Source organism: Herpetosiphonaceae bacterium, assembly GCA_036374795.1.
Classification (GTDB): Bacteria; Chloroflexota; Chloroflexia; order Chloroflexales; family Kallotenuaceae; genus LB3-1.
Genome location: DASUTC010000020.1, coordinates 1 through 21,052, shown reverse-complemented (window position 1 = coordinate 21,052; position 21,052 = coordinate 1). Strand labels below are relative to the sequence as shown.

Below are 21,052 nucleotides of genomic sequence, written 5' to 3'. Positions count from 1 at the left end.
CCTCAGCAGCGACACGCGGCCCGATCCGCTCGTCGCAGGCACGCAGGAGTCGCAGCCGGAGGCAGCGCCGACCACAGCGCCGCAGCCAACGAGGGCGATCCTGCTGGCGGCGGGCGCGATCGGGATGCTCTTGCTGGCGCTGATGATCGCGCTGGCGCTCTGGTGGCGGCACAGGGCGCGGCGGGCGGTTGCGGCGACTGATGGGTGATTTTCAAGTTTCAAGTTCCAAGTTTCGAGTTTCAAGTTCCAAGTTTCTAGTTCTGAGTTTCGAGTTCTGAGTTTCGAGTTCTTTGAACCTGGTTCTTGGCTCTTGGTTCCTTTGTTCAGGCCCTCACCCCGCTTCGCAGGCGAGGGGAGAAGCGGTGCCCGGTTCCTTTGTTCTTTGTTCCTTTGTTCCCTTGTTCCCTTGTTCTCCAACTACTGTTCCCTTGTTCTCCGTTTGTTCTTTGTTCTTTGTTCCTTTGTTCCTTTGTTCCCTTGTTCCCTTGTTCTCCAACTACATGCAATCGACCGTCACATACGTCTCGTCGTACGGAAAATCGCAGCCGTGGCGACGTAGCTCGGCGCGCATATATCGATCGATCTGCGCCTGCTGCTCATGGCTCAGCAGTTCCGACGACTTGCCGTGCTCGCCCTTGCGGATCATCACGGTCTTGCCCATGTTCTTGAACAGCCGTGGACGGTGCGGCACGAACTTGTGATCGATGCGCTTCATGTAGCTGAACTCGCTCTTTTCGACCACCAGCGCCAGCTCCTCCTCCGATAGCGCCACATCCATAAACTCGGCGACGCGCCGCACCACTCCCGGTAGATCCTGCTTCATCTCCGCAAACGTGAAGAAGAGCACGTTGTCGCGGCTGCGCCAGGGCCAGTAGCTCGCCAGATGCTCGCTCCACGATCCGTACGGAAACTTGTCCGATAGAAACATGGCGTGCCATTCGTCAACGGGGACCATCACCGAGTCGGAGAACATGCCGCTCGAAAAGAAATAGCTCGATACGAATATCTCCTTCGGGTCGCGCACCACGACGATGTACCCGGCCTCAGGGCTGTAGGGCACGTATTCGCTCTCAAGATGCGTCTTGATCACCCGCATGCCGGTTGGCGCACCGCGATAGGTCGCGTCGTCGTCCAGCGTGACGATGCTCGGCATGGGCGCGTCCGGCCATGGCACGACATCGTGAATATGCTCGTAGTCGCCGTGGCCGTGATGCGCGATCTGATAGGCGATCTGCATCATCCAGTTGGTGCCGCTCTTCGAGTAGGTGCAGACGAACAGGTCGCGCTTCGTCGGCTGGTAGCTCTGGAAGGCGCGCTGCTTGATCCGCCGCGATTGCATCTGGCTGCCCAGCAGCTCCAGCACCGCGCGGCGAAAGCCAAGCCTGGTTGCCATCCACATGATCGTAAAGGTGATGTTCATCATCGGCACGACGAACAGTTGCCCAAGACGTTGCAGCGCGAACTGTGTTTGTGTTGACATAGCTGGTGCTCCCGGCTGATCGGACGGTGAAGCAGGCAGGATACGGGCGATTTTAAGATTTTTTAAAGATTTGGTGCGTCCGTATTCACGTGGTTTTGAGATCGTCTCTGTATAGTATGCATCAGATCCAGGATAGTCTGCCACTGGCTGATCCTGCGCACCAGATGGCTTGGATCGCTCATCGCAGGTTACGGAGATCGTATGCAGCACATGTTCATCCGCACGCTGGCATTCGTTGCCCTGCTCGTCTCGCTGATCGTGCCCTCGACCGCGATGCATGCCGCCGAGAAGTCATCCGGCAGCACCGCGATTAAAGTCTCGGTGACAGCCAGCGGCGCTCCCGTAGCGCAGGCGACCGTCTCGATCCAGCCATTGAATCTCACCGGCACTACCGACCGGACGGGCACGCTGGTCCTCGATAGCCTGATGCCTGCCGAGCGGTCGAAGGTCAACGTGACGGTCAGGGCCAGAGGATACCGCACGTGGATGCTGCGCAACGCCACGCTCTATCCCAACGACACCTTGCAGATCGACGCGCCGCTCTCGCAGGCCAGCGCCAGCCAGAGCACGCCTGAGGTTGTCGATGTGCAGCCGCACCGGCTGGAGAGCGGCACGGCGCAGGAGCCGGGACCGGCCAATCCGCAGCTTGCCGGCGAGGTCGGCGCGCTGGCGACCAACACCACGCCGCCCTCAACGATCCGCGTCTATCGCGTCAGCCTGGGCCGCATCGATACCGTCGATTTTCGCTTCTACGTCAAGCACGTGCTGCCCAGCGAGTGGATCCCAAGCTGGCACGCCGAGTCGCTGCGCGCGGGCGCGATGCCGGTGAAAACCTACGGCTGGTACTGGACAATGTACTCGAAGTATCCCGGCTCCGGCTATGATGTCAAAGACACCACCGCCGATCAGGTCTACAATCCGAGCGTGTCGTATGCCAGCACGGATGCCGCTGTCGATGCTACCTGGAACTATCGAATCACGCGCAACAGCGCGATCTTCCAGGCGCACTACTGCGCGGGCAGCTACAACAGCAGCCGCACCTCCGGCCAGTGCAGCGAGAAGCACGGCTGGACCGTGGGCACCTACATGAGCCAGTGGGGCTCGAAGTGGTACGCCGACAACGGTAGGGGCTGGCAGTGGATGCAGACCTTCTACTATGACAACGTCGTCGTCGGCACGATCGGCGGGACGCTGCCGATGCCAAGCTGGCCGGTACTGCGCAACGGCGATTCGGGCGTCGATGTCAAGGGGGCGCAATATCTGCTGCGGCAGCGCGGCTACTCGATCGCCGCCGACGGCATCTTCGGCCCGGCCACCGAGTCCGCCGTGCGCTCGTTCCAGAGCGCGAACGGCCTGGTCGTCGACGGCGTCATCGGGTCGCAGACCTTCTCGAAGCTGATCGTCACCGTCCGACGGGGCGATACCAACGAGGCTGTGCGCGCCGTCCAGGTGTTGCTGGGGATCACCAACGACGGCATCTTCGGCAGTGGCACCGAGGCGGCGGTGAAGAACTTGCAGGCGACCTACGGCCTGACGCAGGATGGCATCGTCGGGCCGCAGACCTGGCAGGCCGCGTTCGGTAAGTAAGCCGCGAATCATTCAGGCGCAGGGGAGATGCGCCGATTATTGCCAGCAAAACCGCCAGCACTCAGATAACGAGTGCTGGCGGTTGCTGATTGTGTCCGCTGCCCAAAAGCGGGGCATCGGGCCGATCGGTCCAGCCCGCGATCTTTCTGAGATCGTGGGCTGGACGTTGCCGCTTAGCGATTCACGGCAGGCACGAACAGGCGATGGATCTCCTGCATCGTGAGCAGGCCGCCGGTGATCGCGGGCCTGAGCGTTGTGCCGCCGATGAATACATCCGACTGGCGCGCGCCGCTGCGCGCAACCGTGATCGGCGTCGTGGTGAAGGCGCGCTCGACCTTGACATAGAACGTCGCCACGGTGACGCTGCCGCTCGTCGCGCCTGCGTAGCGCGAGGTCGAGAGATTGATCTGGCCCCTGGCGTTGTCCACGTCGTTGTAGGTCACGTTGGGGAACGCCGCGCGGTTGGGCGTCAGCGCCTTCACGGAGCTGCCGCTCGCATCGACCACCTCCAGCGCCTGGGGATCGAAGTTGAGATACAGATCGGCGGTGTCGGCCTGCGCCGCGCCCAGGTGCAACTGCACCTCCACCGGCACGATGTCGCCCACCTTGACCTGCTGGAGCGCCGGGCTCAGGCCGACTATCGGCAGGGTGTCGCTCTGGGCGCTGGTGAGCATCGGCTCTGTCTGCGCCTGGAGGTCGGTGAGCGGCCCCGCTCTGAGGAAGTTGGGGATCAGCGCCGACACGTCCGCGCCGTTGACCGCGCCGTTGTTGTTGGTGTCGGCATAGGCCCGGAAAGCAGGATCGTCGCTGGTCAGCAGGAACGAGGGGATCATATACGACACATCCGCGCCGTTGACCGCGTCGTTGCCGTTGCTATCGCCCACGCGCAGCGTGCCGAAGTCGAACTCGATCGTCGGGTCGCTCAGATCGACGTTCGTGCGGAGGTTGCTCAGCGTGTTCGCGCCCTTGACCCGAATATCGTAGATGTCGGCCTGCACGCCGTCCAGCGTGACGTTGAAGCGGCCTGTGACATCGGTCGTCGCCGAGAACTGCCCGACCAGATTGGTCGTCCCGCGCTGGTAGATGTAGATACCGCCGGTAGTCGTCACGCCCTCGGTGCGGAAGAGCGGTGTGATCCAGCGCGAGGTGCCGCTGGCTCCGCGCTGCTCCAGCGCGACCCGGCCATTGAGCGTCACGGCGGAGAGGATGCGAACGCTGGTGTTGCCGAACGAGGGCTCAAGGCTGACGCCCGCGCGCAGCAGATCGCTCCAGCGCGCGCCGGTCTGCACGAAGCGGATCGGCGTGGATACTGCCGCCGCCTTGGCCCGGAACCGCAGCGTGGCGATGGTGTATAGACCCCTTGGATAGGCGGGGCTGTACTTCGAGAGCGACAGGTTGATCTGGCCGGTCGAATTGTTGACCTGATTGAAGGTGACACCATCGAAGATGCCGCTATTGACCGTCAGGCTCGTCACCGGGTTGCCCGCGCCGTCGATCACTTCGAGCAGGGTCGGATCGAAGTTGAGATAGGCGTCCATCGTATCCACGTCGCGCCCGTCGGTGTCCATGCGCAGGTCGATCTGGAAGGTTTGATTGGCCGCGACCGCGACGTTCGGACGGCTGAGGAACAGGCGCGGCCCCGCCGGGATCGGCGATGGGCTGGGCGATGGCGATGTGGGCGGTGTATTCGCCGATGCTTGCAGCCGTACGATGCGGTTGCGCAGCGTGTTATTGAAGGTGGTGAACCCGCCGACGGCCAGCAGCCTGCCATCGGATTGGATCGCCATGTCTATTACCGAGGCATTCGCGCCGCCAGGGGCGAAGGTCGCGTCCAGGCTGCCGTCGGCGTTGAAGCGCCCGATGCGATTGCGCGACACGCCGTTGAGCGTGGTGAACGCGCCGCCGACGATCAGCTTGCCGTCTGCCTGGGCTAAAATTTTGTAGACATGGTTATTGGCACCGCCGCCAGGGGCGAAGGAGGTATCGAGCGAGCCATCGGCGTTGAGCCGGGCGATGTAGTTACGAGCGACGTTACTGACGGATGTAAACGTCCCGCCGATCAGGATCTTTCCATCTGCCTGGAGGGTAGTTATTAAGACGCCAGAATTAGCTCCGCCGCTGGCAGCGAACGTGGTATCAAGTGAGCCATCCACATTGAGCCGGGCGATGTAGCTGCGGCTCACGCCGTTCATGCTGGTAAACCAGCCGCCGACCACGATCTTGCCGTCCGGCTGGATCGCAATACCGTCGATGCTACTGTTTGCGCCGGTGGGAGCAAACGCGGTATCGGTGGTGCCGTCTGCATTGAGCCGGGCGATGCGATTACGGCTTACGCCGTTGATCGATGTGAATGCGCCGCCGACCAGGATCTTGCCATCGGTTTGCAGCGCCAGCTCGTAGATCTCGTTGTTTGCCCCGATCGGCGCAAAGGCGGTATCCAGGCTGCCATCGGTATTGAAACGTGCGATATAGCTACGTCCCACGCCATTGATCGTGGTAAAGGAACCGCCCACGACGACCTTGCCGTCGGGCTGGACGACGAGATCAAAGACCCGGCCGTTGATCCCGCCAGTAGCGTTGAAGGCCGGATCAAGACTCCCATCGGTATTCAAACGGGCCACGCCGCTGCGTGGGATGTCGTTGAAGAGCGAGAAGCTGCCGCCGACGAACATCTTGCCGTCAGTCTGGGTCGCTATGGCGTCTGTAGTATCGCTGGTGCCGCGCCCGGTGACAAAGCTAGGATCGAGGCTGCCGTCGGCGTTGAGCCGGACTACACGGCTGCGACCTACGCCGTTGATCGTCGTAAACGCGCCAACCAGCAGCAATCGCCCATCCGTCTGGACCAGGACCTTATGGCTCTCGCCGTTGGCGCTGGCGCTGAAGCCGGTGTCAAGCGAGCCGTCGGCGTTGAGCCGGGCCAGGCGGCTGCGGCCTACGCCGTTGATCGTCGTAAAGTCGCCCGTGACAAGGATCTTGCCGTCGGAGAGCGGCACCAGCTCTTGGACGTTCCCATTCGCTCCGCCGTCGATGCCAAACATGCTATCGATCGTGCCGTCGGCGTTGAGCCGGGCCAGGTTGGTGCGCGCCAGGCTGTTGACCGCCGAGAAGACACCGCCGATCAGGATCTTGCCGTCGGCCTGAAGGCCAAGCGCCGAGATCGTGCCGTTCGCGCCGTCGCTGGGAGCAAACGTGGTGTCGAGCGCGCCGTTCGCGTTCAAGCGTGCGATGCGGTTGCGGTTCGTGCCGTTGACCAGGGTAAACGCGCCGCCGATCACCACCTTGCCGTCGGGCTGGAGCGCCAGCTCATAGATGTCGTTGTTCGCGCCGTTGGTGGGCGTGAAGGACGTATCAAGCGTGCCGTCGGCGTTCAAGCGCGCAATACGATCGCGGATGTTGCCGTTGAGCGCCGTAAAGCCGCCCGCAACCAGGATCTTGCCGTCGGGCTGAAGCAGCAGCTTATAGACCGCGCCGTTCGCGCCGCTGTTGGGTGCGAAGGAGGTATCCAGCGAGCCGTCGGCATTCAGGCGCGCGATGCGGTTACGGCCCACGCCGTTAACCATGGTAAACGTGCCGCCGATCAGGATCTTGCCGTCGGGCTGCACGGCCACGCTGTAGACGGTGCTGTTCGCGCCGCCGCCAGGGATAAAGGTCGTGTCGGTGCTGCCGTCGGCGTTGAGCCGGGCGATGTAGTTACGCGCCGCGCCGTTGACCGAGGTGAACTCGCCGCCGAGCACCACCTTGCCATCCACCTGGAGCGCGGTTGAGTAGACGATGTCGCTCGCGCCGGTGAGCGGCGTGCCGACGAAGCTGGTATCGAGATCGCCGTCGGCAGCCAGGGCCGAGGGATGCGGCCCAAGCAGCTCGACCAGAATGAGCAGCGCGGGCAGGAGCGCAAGAAGCATACGGTACATTGGACGGGACGACGATGCAGGGAGCGTCATGGTCGATCTTCCTTCTTCGATGAGATTGATGTGCTGCAATCGAACCAGTCTCATCACGCGGACGGGCCACAAACACGATCAGCGCAGCAGATGCCGCCGCGATCGGGCGAGCGCGGCCCGATCTATCAGGGTAGCGGCATCTGCTGGGCACGGCAGGGCTGGCATGGTCGGCTGTTTCCAACCATGATCGACCTGTTCGGACAAGTACGCGCTTCACGAGCACGCGCGCAGAACACGCCAGATGCGGATCTGGATGGTGAGGCAGCCAGCAGTTTTGAGGGCACAGCCGCGCTAGAGGGCTGCGCCTGCTCAGGCACCCCGGCTGATACATCACAGCAGCCTGATCAGCTCGTGATCGATCGGCGCATAGTGATGTAGGATACGGCTACGGAGACGCTAAGCGTCCGATGGATCGCCGTTTTGCTGTCCAATGTGTGATACTGCACTGCCCGGCATCTACCAGGGCGTAAGCTCACTGGTCGGCTGCAAGCGGTGGTGGATGCAAACGCGACGAGCACTCTGGGGGCGGCTCGTGAGTATTGTTGGGGGGTAGCAAGAACTTATGGAAGGAGCCTCAAAGCTGCTCACACGGGCGCGTGATGCCTCGGCGGCGCTTCCATCCCGTCCAGACGAACTAAACCCGGTGTGTTGATTAAGCAACATTCTGCCTGAACGCTGCTCCGATAGTATCCTGCTCGTGGCGAGAGCTGAACAAGGAAGGATATTCTGCTACCGCTAGAACATCATCCCGCTCGTGGCGAGTAGGTGAGCAGGGAATACGCTGCTGTCACCGCAACATCTGCATACCACCGCTATGTAGGTGGAGCCTGCTACGCTTGGCATGCAACAACACATCAGGTAGCCAACATCGCGATTCGTGACTATGATCTTTAATCCAATGGGAGAAAGGTTCGATTGCGGGCATATTATAGCAAACTCTTTAAAACGTGCAAGTGCTTTCTGCCGATCGCCAACACGATGCGGCTGCCTGCTGGTTCGGCCATGCTCTGATGCACAAAGTACCAGCGACCAATTAGACTGTTGCCGGGCAGCATCCGAAGCCGGGACACGCTATAATAGCGCAATCAGTTGTAATCTCCGCCCTGGAGGTGCGTGGTTGTCCGATCCTTCTGCTCCATCGGCTGTTGTTTCCCAGGCTGTCCCGGCACACGCGCGGGTAGCGGTGCTGGATGTCCTACGTGGGGTCGCTGCGCTGGCCGTTGTGGTGGTTCACGCGCTGCCGCTGCTCGCGCCGTCTGCTACGCTCGCGATCGTGCCGGTCTTTGACTTTGGCTCGTTCGGCGTGCTCCTGTTCTTCCTGTGCAGCGGCACGATTATTCCGGCAACGCTTGAGCGCCATCAATCCTTGCGGCGCTTCTGGATTCGCCGCGTGTGCCGTCTCTACCCGCTCTACTGGCTGAGCATCGGCGGCGCGCTGCTGGGCTACGCGGCGGGCCGGACTTCGCTGGCGGGCATGGAGCTGCACGCGGCGCGCTTTGCGGCGCAGCCAGTGGCGACGGTGCTGGCGAATATCACGATGATGCAGGAGTTTCTCGGCTATCCGCATCTGATCTACGTCTACTGGACGCTGACCTTCGAGCTGGCCTTTTACTTCCTGATTTCGGCGCTTTTTCGCCTGAAGCTGATGGGCAAGATCCTGCCGTTCTCCTTCGGGCTGCTGCTGGTGGCGTTTCTGGTGCATCTGCTGGCTGTGCTCCAGATCCTTCGCCTGCCCAACACCAACGCGCTGCGCAACATCGACTATCTGGCGCTGATGTTTGTCGCGGTGGCGCTCTACCACGTGCGGCGGCGGGAGCGATCAAGACGGGCTGTGGTGGCGCTCGGCGGGCTGGCGCTGGCGCTGATCGTGCTGACCGCGTGGCAGGACCCGGCGATCGGCACGGCCTGGCTGGTCGCTGCTGTGCTCTTTGGCCTCGCGCAACGCTCCACGATCCGCTGGTTTCCCAGGTGGCTGCTCTACCTGGGAGCGATCAGCTACTCGATCTATCTGCTGCATCCGCTGGTCTTCGCGCTGGTGCCGCGCATCGGCGGCCCGCTCACGACCGGCCTCTGCTGGCTGAGCGCGCTGCTCGTCTGCGCGGCGCTGGCCGAGCGCTGGGTCGAGCGGCCCGGCATCGCGCTGGGCTACTACCTCACGCGGAATACGCGCGGCACCAGCAGGCAGGACATGCCCGCGCCGATCGTGCCGTTGCCCGGCGACGTTCGATAGCGCGCCATGAGGACGAGAGAATAAAAGAACCAAGAACCAAGAACCAAGAGCCAAAGAACAAAAGAACAAGGGAACAAAGAACCGCGCAAAGATTCTCCCCCTCTCCTATCACAACGGGAGAGGGGGTGGCCCCGCAGGGCCGGGGTGAGGGCCTGAACTCAGAACTTGAAACTTGAAACTTGAAACTCGAAACTTGAAACTTGGTATCAATGCTTTCCCGAAAAGTTCTTCCATTCCGCACGAGCAGGCTCATCGTACCAGTGCTTTGGGGAAGATATGGCGCTTGAACTGATGCTCTTGGGCTATCTGATCGGCTCGATCCCGTTCAGCTTTCTGGTTGGCAGAGCGCGGGGCATCGATCTGCGGACGGTTGGCAGCGGCAGCCTGGGCGGCTCGAACGTCTGGCGCGCGCTCGGCTTTCGCTATTTTATCGTCGCGGGCGTGCTCGATCTGCTCAAGGGCTGGCTGCCGGTCTATTTCGCGCAGCATGTTTTGCACACATCTGCGCTGGTCGTCGTGGGCATTGCGCTGAGCGCCGTGCTGGGCCATGCCTACTCGATCTTTATGCGCTTCCGAGGCGGCAAGGCGATTGCCACCACCTGCGGCGCGATCCTGGCGTTTGCGCCCGCGCTGGCGTTCGGCGGCGTGCTGGTGTGGACGATCATCTACAGGCTGTCGGGCTATCCCTCGGTGGCATCGCTGACGACGACCGTCGTGGCGGCGAGCGCTGGCACGCTGGTGAGCTACGCGGGCTACCTCCACCCCGCGTTTGCCGCGTTCATCTGGCTGGCGACGCTGCTGGTGTTCTATTTCCACCGCGCCAATATCCGGCGCTTGCGGCAGGGGCAGGAGATCGGGATTCGGCCCCGGCAGTAGCGCTGGCCGGCCCTGTGGCTAATCAAAAGCGGCTGCCGCTGCCTCTCCGTCGGCGCACGCCAGGCGCGCTACGCGCTGTGCCTCGGCCAGCGAAACCGTGCGCAGCGTCGCTTTGACCGCCGCCAGCGCTGCGGGCGTCATGCTCAGCTTCTCAAGGCCTAGCCCCACCAGCCGTACGCTTGTCTGCGGATCGGCGGCGATCTCGCCGCAAATGCTGATGTCGATGCCCAGCCGTTGTGCCTCGCGAACCACGCTGCCGATCATCCGCCAGAGCGCCGGATCGTCGCTGCCGTACTGCCTCGTTAGCTCGGCGGCGCTGCGATCGACCGCCAGCAGATATTGCGCCAGGTCGTTGCTGCCGATCGAGCAGAAGTCGATGTCGCGCGCCAGCAGGTCAAGCGTCAGCGCGGCAGCAGGCGTTTCGATCATGATGCCCAGCGGCACAGCGGCGCGATGGGCCAGACCTTCGCGGGCCAGCGTATCCGCCGCCGCCGCAAGCTCCTGCCGCGCCCAGGCAACATCGGCGGGCGTGGCGATCATCGGCAGCAGCACGCGGAGATCGCCCTCGGCTGCGGCCCGCAGCAGCGCCCGGAGCTGCGTCTGAAACAGGTCGCGGAAGCGCATCATCAGGCGGATGCCGCGCCGTCCGAGAAATGGATTGGCCTCGTGCAGCGGCGGCAGGTACGGCAGCGGCTTATCGCCGCCGCTGTCGAGCGTGCGTACAACCACGGGACGCCCCTGCATAGCCCGCAGCGCTGTACGATACGCCTGATACTGCTCGTCCTCGCTCGGCGGCGCGGCCCGATCCAGAAACAAAAACTCGGTCCGCAGCAGCCCGATCCCATCCGCGCCCTGCTCGCGCGCCTGCCGCGCCTCGTCGGGATGGCTGATGTTAGCCCACAGCTCAATCCGTATTCCGTCGCGGGTCTGCGCGTTGATCGCACGTACCCCACGGCGGCGCGGCCTGGCGGCGCTCGCTCGATCCTGATCCGTCCGATAAGCAGCCAGATCGGCCTTGTTTGGCGCGGCGATCAGACGGCCCGTGTCGGCGCGTAGCAGCGCTGGCGTGCCCTCAGGAATCGCCAGCACGTCCTCGCTCATGCCGAAGATCGCGGGAATGCCCAGCGCCCGCGCCAGAATCGCGACATGCCCCGTCGTGCCGCCGCCGACCGTAGCGATGCCGCCGACCGATTGCTTGCGCAGCAGCGCGATGTGCGTGGGCGTGAGGTCGTGGGCGACGACGATCGCTCCGGCGGGCAGCGCGACCGTCGGTAGGCTGCCGTGCAGCGCCGCGATGATCTGCTCGCCGACAGCGCGTACGTCGGCGGCTCGCTCGCGCAGGTAGGCATCGTCTAAGGTGGACAGCCGCGCCGCCAGCATGGTTGCCGCCGCCCGTACCGCCGGGAGCAGCGCACACGCCTCGTACGCGATCAGGCGTGTCACCTCGGCGGTCAGCGTGGCATCGCTCGCCAGCAGCGCCTGACCGTCGAAGATCGCCGCCTCCGCAGGTTTGCCCTCTGCCCGAAGCTCGTCGCTCAGACGCTTGAGCTGCGCGGCCACGTCGAGCTGCGCCGCCTGGAAGCGCTCAATCGGCGCGGTTGTCTCGGCGAGGGGCGAATGGTTGAGATCGCTCGGCATCTGAAGCAGCACGATCGGGCCGTAGGCGCTGCCGGGCGCGGCGGTACTGCCCCGAAGCACCCGTCTCATGCGCTCTCCTCGAATTGGCGCTCGACAAGATCGCTCAGCGCAGCCAGCGCCTCGCTTGCGTCGGGGCCTTCGGCCCGCAGCCGCACCTGATGTCCCTGTGAAACGCCCACCAGCATCACGCCGAACATGCTCTTGGCGTCGGCAGCAGGCGTGCCCAGGCGGCTCAGGTTGGTGATCATAATCTGGCTTTGGAAGCGGGCCGCAGTTTTGACGAACAGCGCTGCCGGGCGCATGTGCAGCCCGGCGGGATGGTTGATGGTGACGACGAGTTCCTGCGGCTCGTTCATGGCTGGTGCCTCTCTGTTTGCTCAGAACATGGTACGGTACGACCGTGGCGCTGTGATGATTCGGTGTGCAGTGTAGGGTCGCTGTTCGTGTGGATTAGCAGGGTGTGGGCCACTAGCTCTGCACCTTGGGCAGCTCCCCGGCCTGCTCCGCCACCTCAGCAGCCCGCGCGAGGCTGCCGCCGATCGACGCCTCGACCGCCGCCAGCACCGCGCCCTCGACCAGCGGCGCGCTGCTCAGGTGGTAGGGCCGCTCGAAGCCCTCCAGCGCCATCTCGGCGCTCATCACCGCGCTGCCGAGGTCGACCAGCACCAGCACGCCGTCGACCCCGGCGGCGCGAAGCTGCTCCGCCGCATCCCGAATCAGGTCGGCGCTCGTGCCGATCCGTCCGTCGATCGTGCCGCCTGCGACGGCGATCAGCACCTGCGCCTGTGTCATTTGATCGGCCAGCTCTTTGACGCCCGTGGCGATCCTGGCGCTGTGTGAGACGATCAGTAGCCCGACCACGCTGTTCTCCTGCTACTCCTGCTCGATCCAGCCAAAGGAGCGCTCTACGGCGCGCTTCCAGTCGCGGTAGAGCCGCTCGCGCGTCGTGGCGTCCATCTGCGGCTCCCAGATCCGATCGACGCCCCAGTTCTGGCGCAGATCGCCCAGATTGTGCCAGAAGCCGGTCGCCAGCCCGGCAGCATAGGCCGCGCCGAGCGCCGTCGTCTCCGCCACCTTGGGCCGGATCACGGGCACGCCCAGGATGTCGGCCTGGAACTGCATCAGCAGGTTGTTGACGACCATCCCGCCGTCGACTTTGAGCGAGGTCAGCCGCACGCCCGAATCCTGCTCCATGGCGTCCAGCACCTCGCGCGTCTGAAACGCCGTCGCCTCCAGCGCGGCCCGCGCGATATGCCCGCGCGTGATGTAGCGCGTCAGCCCGACCACCACGCCGCGCGCGTCGCTTTTCCAGTAGGGCGCGAACAGCCCCGAAAACGCGGGCACGACGTAGATCCCGCCGTTGTCGCGTACGGTCGTCGCCAGCTCCTCGACCTCCGCCGAGGTTTTGATCAGGCCCATATTGTCGCGCAGCCACTGCACCAGCGCGCCGGTGATCGCGATCGAGCCTTCCAGCGCGTACACCGCTGGTTGATCGCCGATTTTGTAGCCGACGGTGGTCAGCAGGCCGCTCCTGGACGGCACGATCTCGGTGCCGGTGTTGAGCAGCATAAAGTTGCCGGTGCCGTAGGTATTTTTGGCCTCGCCGATGGTGTAGCAGGTCTGGCCCACCAGCGCCGCCTGCTGATCGCCGAGATCGCCCGCCACCGGGATGCCCTCAAGCGCGCCTCTGGCCGTGCCGTAGATCGCGCTGGATGGACGAATCTCCGGCAGTATCTGGCGCGGAATGCCCATGCTGCTCAAGATCTCGTCGTCCCAGTCGAGGGTTTCGAGGTTCATCAGCAGCGTGCGCGAGGCGTTGGTCACGTCGGTCACATGAACGCCGCCGTCGGGACCGCCCGTGAGCTGCCAGATCAAGAAGCTGTCGATGTTGCCGAAGATGATCTCGCCGCGCTCCGCCGCCTCTCTCGCGCCCGCGACGTTGTCCAGAATCCAGCGAATCTTCGGCCCTGAGAAGTACGTCGCCAGCGGCAGGCCGGTCTTGGCCCGAAAGCGATCCTGGCCGCCCTCGCGTCCAAGCTGATCGCAGATCCGGTCGGTGCGCGTATCCTGCCAGACGATCGCGTTGTAGATCGGTCGTCCTGTGTGACGATACCAGACCACTGCCGTCTCGCGCTGGTTGGTGATGCCGACAGCGGCAATCTCCCTAGTGTCGATGCCGCCTTTGCTGAGCGCGCCCGCGATCACCGCCTGGGTGCGCTGCCAGATCTCGTCGGGGCTGTGCTCGACCCAGCCGGGCCGGGGGTAGATCTGCTCGTGCTCTTGCTGATCGTAGCAGACTACGCTGCCCGCGTGGTCGAAGATGATACAGCGGGTGCTGGTGGTGCCTTGATCGATGGCCGCGACGTATTGTGCCATGCGGTGCCTCCTTGCAGTATCGCGTGGGTTTCAGTCTTGGAGATCGCTGCCGGGTGCCAGAGTCTCCAGCAGCACGGTCGCGATCAGATAGGCCGAGGTCGCGCCCGGGTCCTGGTGCCCGATCGAGCGCTCGCCCAGGTACGAGGCCCGGCCTTTGGTCGCAAGCATCGGGATGGTCGCCCGCATTCCGGCCTCGGCGGCGGCGATGGCCGCGTGGAGCGCCGCGTGGAGCGCCAGGCCGCGCGCGTGGGCCGCTTTGAGCGCGTCGATCGCGGGCGCGATCGTGTCGATCATCGTTTTCTCGCCGCGCCGCGCCTTGCCGCGCTGCATGATCCCCTCAAGCGCCGCCTCCAGCGCGACGATCAGGTCGTCGGCGCTCAGCGCGTGCCGATCGGCCAGCGCCGCGCCCGCGCGCAGAAAGGCCGTGCCGTAGAGCGGCCCGGACGCGCCGCCGACTGTCGAGACGAGCGTCATGCCGGTCGTCTTGAGGATCGTGCCGATGTCCTGGTCGGCGAGGCTCGGCAGCTTCGCGACGACCGCGCTGAATCCGCGATCGAGGTTGATGCCGTGGTCGGCATCGCCGATCGCCGCGTCGAGATCGGTCAGGTAGTCGCGCTGCTCACGTATCCGCGCGGCGACGCCCGCGATGAAGCGCGTGACATGTTCGGCGGTGATGGGCATGGAAGCCTCCAAGCGACAAACAAAGAACAACGAAACAAGCAAACAAAGCAGGTTTCTCTTTGTTCTTTGCTCTCGGTTCTCCATAAGATGAGGGGGCATGCTGGGGGACAACCCCCACATCTCCGGCCTGACGGCTCCCTACATCCCCCAGCGCAGCGCGGGCGTGTGGACCGGCGCGTCCCAGAAGCGTCTCAGCTCGTCGTCCAGCTTGAGCAGCGTGATCGACGTGCCCGCCATCTCCAGCGAGGTGATGTAGCTGCCGATCAGCTTGCGGCTGATCGTGACGCCCCGTTCATGGCAGATCCGGGCAAGCTCATTGTACACAATGTACAGCTCGATCAGCGGCGTGCCGCCCATGCCGTTGACCAGTGCCAGCACCTCGTCGCCGCGCCGGAAGGGTAGATCGTCCAGTACGGCGCTCGTCAGCGTCGTGACGATCTCACGTGCCGACGCGAGCGGCACCCGCTGCCGTCCGGGCTCGCCGTGAATGCCGATGCCGATCTCCATCTCGGCCTCGCCCAGGTCGAAGGTTGGCGAGCCCTTCGCCGGAGCGGTGCATGAGGTCAGCGCCATGCCCATCGAGCGACCCCAGCCGTTGATCTTTTCGCAGATGCGTGTGATCTCGGCGAGCGAGAGGCCGCTTTCCGCCGCGCCGCCGCAGATCTTCTCGGCCAGCACCGTCGTGCCGACGCCGCGCCGCCCGGCGGTGTAGAGGCTATCCTGAACCGCTACGTCGTCGTTGATCACCACGCAGGCGACATCGATGCCCTCGGCCTGGGCTAGCTCCGCCGCCATCTCGAAGTTCATCACGTCGCCGGTGTAGTTCTTGACGATATGCAGCACGCCCTTGCCGCCGTCGATCGCTTTGGTCGCCGCGAGCATCTGATCGGGCACCGGCGACGTAAAGATCGCGCCCGGACAGGCCGCGTCGAGCATGCCCTTGCCGACAAAGCCGCCGTGCAGTGGCTCGTGGCCGCTGCCGCCGCCCGAAAGCAGCGCGACCTTGCCGCGCGCGGGCGCGTCGGCGCGCACCACGTAGTCGGGATCGAAGTGGACCGTGAGCAGGTCGGGGTGCGCCGAGGCCATGCCCAGCAGTGCATCGCGGACGACGCTTTCAGGCGTGTTGATCAGTTTTTTCACCCGAAGCCTCCTTAGTCTCGATCGCTACCAGTGTACACCGAGACGACGATCGGCGCTCCCGTCGCGCTCAGCCTCCCGCCGCGTCCGACGATCTAGGATACCCGAATTTTGTGCTGGCGGCGAGAGAACAGAATCTACTCTGGAGCGGCAGAATATGTAGGATCTTGGAGAAAAGCTGGTGGGCTGTGCAGGGGGCGAAGCGCGTGGCGCAGAAGGAATCGGCCCGTTTTGGCCGATCGGGAAAGGCTCTTTCTGGAACTACCCGATCTTGAGCGCTACGGGAGGGGAGTCAGATCGCAGCCGCGTGTTCTCAGTTTGGCGCTAGCCAGCTTCGTCTCAGGCGGGCGGATCTTCGGCGGCCAGGACGACGATCTCCGGACGTTGCCGATGCACGTTCACCGAAATGTTAGCGCCGCGCTTTGGCACTTTGCTATCTTCAAGATAGGCAAACAGCGTTGCCTCATAGGACTCTCCCGCCGGAGGAGCGACCTGCACGCGCAACTGATACTCGCGCCTGACCGTGCGCTCGGCCCCCAGCCAGCCGGTACTGCGGCGTATCCGCCACCCTGTCGGCGCGACCGCCAGGACGTTCGCGGTGGCCGGTTGCCCATGCGTCTGCGCCTCACGGTATGCACGAGGCGTGATGATTGGTCGTACGAGAAGAAACAGGGCGACGGTAGCGCTGAGCTGGAGGATCGTAAAGAGCGCGGCTGACAGAGCGACGGAAAGCGCTGTGCCAATCATGCTTATCCCAAGCACCACGAAGTATGTGACGACGAGATAGCCAAGAATTAACATCAATGCTCTGGCAAATTGCTTCCAGGTGCTCATCGTGCTCCTTGCCGCTCCTGCATGGTCGTGCAGGTGGACCTAGACGATACCGCCGCGTGGCGGATCAGGCATATCACGGCATCGGTCGTGCGGCCTAGGCCTGCTCGATCCCGAAGCGCGGCCAGGCGAGCGGCTTAAGCCGTGCCGCCTGCCGCCACCGCCTTTTCCTTGCCGCCAAAGACCACTGTTTCAGTCAGGTGCAGCGGAGCGCTCGCCCGAATATCCTGCGACGAGCCGCCGACCAGCACCCGAAACTCGCCAGCCTCGGCCACCCACGCCTGCCTGAGGTCGTCCCAGAACGCCAGCGCCGTCCGGTCGAGGGTCAGCGTCACGGTTTGTGTCTCGCCCGGCGCGAGCGCGACTTTCGCAAAGCCCTTCAGCTCCTTCTGCGGTCGTGTGAGCGTGGATGCAACGTCCTGCACATAGAGCTGCACGATCTCCGCGCCCGCCCGCTGTCCAGTATTGGTCACGTCTACGCTGACCGACATGCGCTCGTCGGGCTTGACCGTCTCCGTCGAGAGGCGCAGGTTATCGTAGCCGAAGCTGGTGTAGGATAGGCCGAAGCCGAAGGGAAACAGCGGCTCCACCTGCTTCTGCTCGTAGTAGCGGTAGCCGACGAAGATGCCCTCGCCGTAGAGGACCCGCCCGTTCTCGCCTGGGTAGTTGATAAAGGTCGGATTATCCTGAAGCTGCCTGGGAAAGGTCTGTGGCAGCTTGCCGCTGGGATTGACCGCGCCGAAGAGCACGTCGGCGATGGCGTTGCCGCACTCCTGGCCCGGATACCACGCCTCGATCACGCCCGCTACCCGATCGAGCCAGGGCATCGCGATCGGCCCGCCGGTTTGCAGCACGACGATCGTCTTGGGATTGGCCGCTGCGACGCGCTCGATCAGCTCGTTCTGGCTTCCCACCAGATCCATGTGCGGGCGATCCTGCCCCTCGGTGTCCCACTCCCCGTTTAATCCAACAAAGAGCAGCGCGACATCCGAGGCTGCCGCCAGATCCACCGCTCGATCGATCGCTTCGTCGCCAAGCGGTCGCGTCGCGCCTACACGCAGCGCCTTGAGTTCCAGCGCGCCATGCTGTCGGCTTGCATACTCGATCGCCACGTCGTACGTCTGACCGGCACGCAGCTCCACCAGACCGATCGCCTCGGCGCTACCCATGCCGAAGTAGTTCTCGCCCGGCTGCCAGGTATCCCAGTTGTCGATCAGGAGACTCCCGTCGATAAAGAGGCGGCTCAGCCCGGCACTGACCAGACTGAAGTGATACTCGCCGTCCTCGTCGGGCGTGAACCGTGTTCGGAAGCGCGCCGAGAAGCTGGCGGCAACGCCGTGTCCAACCTCGTCCAACCACATGATTTCGGCCTGCGGCATACTCGTACGCCACACCGCCTCGCCCGACAGATCGGGATTGTTGAAGTACTCGACGGTCAGGCCCGGCTCACCGCTCTCCGGCTGCGTATACTGGCTGCCGCCCAGCACCGGCAGGAGCTTATAGTTGGTGCAGCCCAGCTCGTAGCCGATCTCACAGCCTTCGCCAGCCTGCGCGACAATCCCATCGAGCGGGCTGATCCGGTAGTGGGCGTTGACCTGCGCGCTGCCGCCGCCCATGATCTGCGCGGTTTGGGCGTTCGGCCCGATGATCGCCAGCTTGCGCGGGGCGCTTGCGTCCAGCGGCAGGACGCCGTTATTCTTCAGCAGCACGATGCTCTCGCCACCCGCCTGCCGGATCAGCGCGTGATGCTCAGGCCGGTCGATCGCCTGCTCATCGGGGATCGTCGGATCGTCGAACGCGCCCGCCCAGGTGATCAGGCGGAGCATGCGCCGGGCGCTCTCCTTGATCGCATCTGCGCTGACATCGCCCGCCCGCACGGCCTCGACCAGCCTGGTGCCCCGATATTTGGTTGGTCCGGGCATCTCAAGATCCAGCCCGGCGCTCAGCGCTTCCGCCGTGCTGCGCGTCGCGAACCAGTCGGACATGACCACGCCGTCGAAGCCCCACTCGTTTTTGAGCAGATCCGTCAGCAGCGCGGGATGCTCGCTGGCATACGTCCCGTTGACTTTGTTGTAGGCCGCCATAACGGCCCAGGTATGCGCTTGGTTGACGGCGGCCTCGAAGGGCGGCAGGTAGATCTCGCGCAGCGCGCGCTCGCCGATCTCGGAGCTGATCGTCATGCGCTCGAACTCGGACTCATTCCCGACGTAGTGCTTGACCGTCGCGCCCACGCCCTGGCTCTGCACGCCCGTGATGTAGGCGACCGCCAGCCGCGCCGATAGGTGCGGGTCTTCCGAGTAGCACTCGAAGTTGCGGCCATTCAGCGGCGAGCGGTGGATATTCACGGTCGGGGCCAGCAGCACGCGCGCGCCCTTCGACAGGGCTTCCTCGCCCAGCGCCCCGCCGATCTGCTCGACCAGCGGCGTGTTCCAGGTGGCGGCCAGCGCAATCCCCACCGGAAAGCTCGCGGCCCGCACCCCACCCACCAGCGAGCCGCCGCCGCGCGCGCCGTTGGGACCGTCGGTGACTTTGATCGCCGGAATGTTGAGACGCTCGACGGGCGTCGTCAGCCAGAATGATTCGCCCGCCAGCAGCGCGACCTGCTCCTCCAGCGTCATGGCCTCCAGCAGCGCCTCGATGCGCGCCTCCGAGTCCGGGCTGGTCCGAATCACCTCGTGGGTTGTCATGCTGCGCTCCTTGCTCCTTGCTCCCAGTTCCACATGTCACGTTTCGTGTTCGTCGAACGCCGAGCCTGGTTCTTTACCACAATTAGCCTGCGGCCTGGCCTATCGTCGGCTGAGTCTCGCCTGGGCCGTACAGATGGCAGCGCACCCAGTGATCCTTGGCGATGTACTCACGGCCCGGCATGACCTGGCGGCAGATGTCCATCACCTTCGGGCAGCGCGGGGCAAACGGGCAGCCGGGCGGCGGGTCGATCAGCGAGGGCACCTCACCGCGCGCCTGGACCTTACGCACCGTCAGGCCCGCGTGCGGATTGGGCACCGCCGCCAGTAGCAGTTGGGTGTAGGGATGCGCCGGATTTTGGATTAGTTCGTCGCTCGCCGCGCCTTCGACCACGTGCCCGGCATACATGACCATCGTCCTGTCGCCGATGTAGCGCGCGCTGGCGATGTCGTGCGTGATGTACAGGAAGCCGATCCCGCGCTCCTCCTTGAGCCGCTCCATCAGGTTGAGCACGCCCATCCGAATCGATACGTCGAGCATCGAGATCGGCTCGTCGGCCAGAATGATCTCAGGATTAACCGCCAGCGCCCTGGCAACGGCGACGCGCTGCCGCTGGCCGCCCGACAGTTGGTACGGATGCTTTTGGGCAACCTCGTCGGGCGGCGTCAGGCCCACCGTCGCCAGCAACTCCTGCACCCGCTCCTGCACCTCCCGGCGCTGCACCTGCTTATGGATCAGCAGCGGACGCTCCAGGTGGTAGCCGATAGTGTGGACGGGATTGAGCGAGCCGAACGGGTCTTGGAAGATCATCTGCACGTCGTTGCGGTAGCTCAACGATGCTTTGCGCGGCTCGGTCTTGAGCACGTCGCGGCCTTTAAACAGGATCTCGCCCCTGGTGGGCGGCATCAGCCGCGCGATCAGCCGCGCGGTCGTCGATTTGCCGCTGCCGGATTCGCCGACCAGCGCGACCACCTGGCCCCGGTCGATCGTGAACGAGACATCATTGAGCGCGTGGACGTGCCTGGGCCTGAACGGATTGCCAACCGGAAAGTGCTTGGTCAGGTTGCGGACCTCAAGCACGGTGGTGCCCTGCGCGCCGGGATCGCGCCGCTCAAGCGGCATAGCAGATTGAGTCATCATAGCCTCTCAGCAAGAACAAAAGAGCGTTTCAAGTTTCCGGTGCCTGGTGCTTCCCCTTGTTCTTTTGTTCCTTTGTTCGGTTGTTCTTCCGTCCCTCACAGCCCCAGCCTGACGGCCTACGGCAGCGGCATCCCCTCGTGATACGCCACCCAGTGCCCTGGCCGCACCTCGCGCAGCTTCGGCGTGACCCGCGTCTCGATCGGCTGGCAGAGCGTGCAGCGCGGGTGGAAGCGGCAGCCCGACGGCGGATCGATCAGATTCGGCGGCGATCCCGGTATGCCGGTGAGCTTCTGCTTCGGGCCGGTCAGCGGCGGGAACGAGCTCAGCAATCCCTGCGTGTACGGGTGGATCGGGTTATTGAACAGCTCCTTGGCCGGTGCCAGCTCCACGATCGCGCCCGCGTACATGATGCCGATCCGGTCGGAGAACTCGACCATCAGCGACATATCG

General features: G+C 64.3%; 17 protein-coding genes. 5 read left to right on the top strand and 12 right to left on the bottom strand.

Annotated elements, in window-relative coordinates:
• Window positions 1-208 (top strand): hypothetical protein (locus tag VFZ66_00955; GenBank protein ID HEX6287722.1); only part of this gene is annotated, 208 nt, incomplete at its 5' end.
• 288 nt (window positions 209-496) lie between these two features.
• On the opposite strand, the gene VFZ66_00950 is transcribed toward VFZ66_00955, so the two are convergent.
• A complete protein-coding gene (locus VFZ66_00950; GenBank protein ID HEX6287721.1) occupies window positions 497-1,480 on the bottom strand; it encodes a sulfotransferase domain-containing protein in 984 nt (327 codons plus the stop codon).
• 201 nt (window positions 1,481-1,681) lie between these two features.
• Here VFZ66_00950 and VFZ66_00945 point away from each other — a divergent pair, with 201 nt between their 5' ends.
• Window positions 1,682-3,067, top strand: a complete 1,386-nt coding sequence (locus VFZ66_00945) for a peptidoglycan-binding protein (GenBank protein ID HEX6287720.1) — start codon at window positions 1,682-1,684, stop codon at window positions 3,065-3,067.
• A gap of 173 nt (window positions 3,068-3,240) precedes the next feature.
• On the opposite strand, the gene VFZ66_00940 is transcribed toward VFZ66_00945, so the two are convergent.
• Entirely contained in the window at window positions 3,241-7,008 is a 3,768-nt protein-coding gene (locus VFZ66_00940) for a cohesin domain-containing protein (GenBank protein HEX6287719.1), read from the bottom strand.
• 90 nt (window positions 7,009-7,098) lie between these two features.
• On the opposite strand from VFZ66_00940, the gene VFZ66_00935 reads away from it, so the two are divergent.
• From VFZ66_00935 to plsY, 3 genes are all read left to right on the top strand, one after another.
• On the top strand, window positions 7,099-7,386 hold the full coding sequence (locus tag VFZ66_00935; GenBank protein HEX6287718.1) for a hypothetical protein: 288 nt from the start codon (window positions 7,099-7,101) through the stop codon (window positions 7,384-7,386).
• Window positions 7,387-8,125: 739 nt separating this feature from the next.
• Complete coding sequence (locus tag VFZ66_00930; protein HEX6287717.1) at window positions 8,126-9,238, top strand: acyltransferase; 1,113 nt, start codon at window positions 8,126-8,128, stop codon at window positions 9,236-9,238.
• Between the two features lie 276 nt (window positions 9,239-9,514).
• Window positions 9,515-10,114: a glycerol-3-phosphate 1-O-acyltransferase PlsY gene (gene plsY, locus VFZ66_00925; GenBank protein HEX6287716.1), complete on the top strand. Its 600-nt coding sequence runs from the start codon at window positions 9,515-9,517 to the stop codon at window positions 10,112-10,114.
• Window positions 10,115-10,132: 18 nt separating this feature from the next.
• Here plsY and ptsP read toward each other — a convergent pair whose 3' ends face one another.
• The 10 genes from ptsP to VFZ66_00875 all read right to left on the bottom strand — a co-directional run.
• Entirely contained in the window at window positions 10,133-11,821 is a 1,689-nt protein-coding gene (gene ptsP / locus VFZ66_00920; protein ID HEX6287715.1) for a phosphoenolpyruvate--protein phosphotransferase, read from the bottom strand.
• On the bottom strand, window positions 11,818-12,108 hold the full coding sequence (locus VFZ66_00915; protein ID HEX6287714.1) for an HPr family phosphocarrier protein: 291 nt from the start codon (window positions 12,106-12,108) through the stop codon (window positions 11,818-11,820). The genes ptsP and VFZ66_00915 overlap by 4 nt, the downstream gene beginning before the upstream one ends.
• A 112-nt stretch (window positions 12,109-12,220) precedes the next feature.
• The gene (gene dhaM / locus VFZ66_00910; GenBank protein HEX6287713.1) at window positions 12,221-12,613 is read right to left on the bottom strand and encodes a dihydroxyacetone kinase phosphoryl donor subunit DhaM; all 393 of its coding nucleotides are present in this window, start codon (window positions 12,611-12,613) and stop codon (window positions 12,221-12,223) included.
• Window positions 12,614-12,625: 12 nt separating this feature from the next.
• On the bottom strand, window positions 12,626-14,128 hold the full coding sequence (gene glpK / locus VFZ66_00905) for a glycerol kinase GlpK (GenBank protein ID HEX6287712.1): 1,503 nt from the start codon (window positions 14,126-14,128) through the stop codon (window positions 12,626-12,628).
• 30 nt (window positions 14,129-14,158) lie between these two features.
• Window positions 14,159-14,809: a dihydroxyacetone kinase subunit DhaL gene (dhaL, locus tag VFZ66_00900; protein ID HEX6287711.1), complete on the bottom strand. Its 651-nt coding sequence runs from the start codon at window positions 14,807-14,809 to the stop codon at window positions 14,159-14,161.
• A gap of 138 nt (window positions 14,810-14,947) precedes the next feature.
• Window positions 14,948-15,949 carry a dihydroxyacetone kinase subunit DhaK gene (gene dhaK / locus VFZ66_00895; protein ID HEX6287710.1) on the bottom strand — a complete coding sequence of 334 codons (1,002 nt, stop codon included), beginning with the start codon at window positions 15,947-15,949 and terminating at the stop codon, window positions 14,948-14,950.
• A gap of 336 nt (window positions 15,950-16,285) precedes the next feature.
• A complete protein-coding gene (locus tag VFZ66_00890; protein ID HEX6287709.1) occupies window positions 16,286-16,780 on the bottom strand; it encodes a hypothetical protein in 495 nt (164 codons plus the stop codon).
• Window positions 16,781-16,914: 134 nt separating this feature from the next.
• A complete protein-coding gene (locus VFZ66_00885) occupies window positions 16,915-19,464 on the bottom strand; it encodes a glycoside hydrolase family 3 C-terminal domain-containing protein (protein HEX6287708.1) in 2,550 nt (849 codons plus the stop codon).
• Window positions 19,465-19,546: 82 nt separating this feature from the next.
• Window positions 19,547-20,602 (bottom strand): ABC transporter ATP-binding protein, encoded by a 1,056-nt coding sequence (locus VFZ66_00880; GenBank protein HEX6287707.1) that lies wholly within the window; start codon window positions 20,600-20,602, stop codon window positions 19,547-19,549.
• Between the two features lie 116 nt (window positions 20,603-20,718).
• Window positions 20,719-21,052: oligopeptide/dipeptide ABC transporter ATP-binding protein (locus VFZ66_00875; protein HEX6287706.1), on the bottom strand; the 334-nt coding region annotated here is incomplete at its 5' end.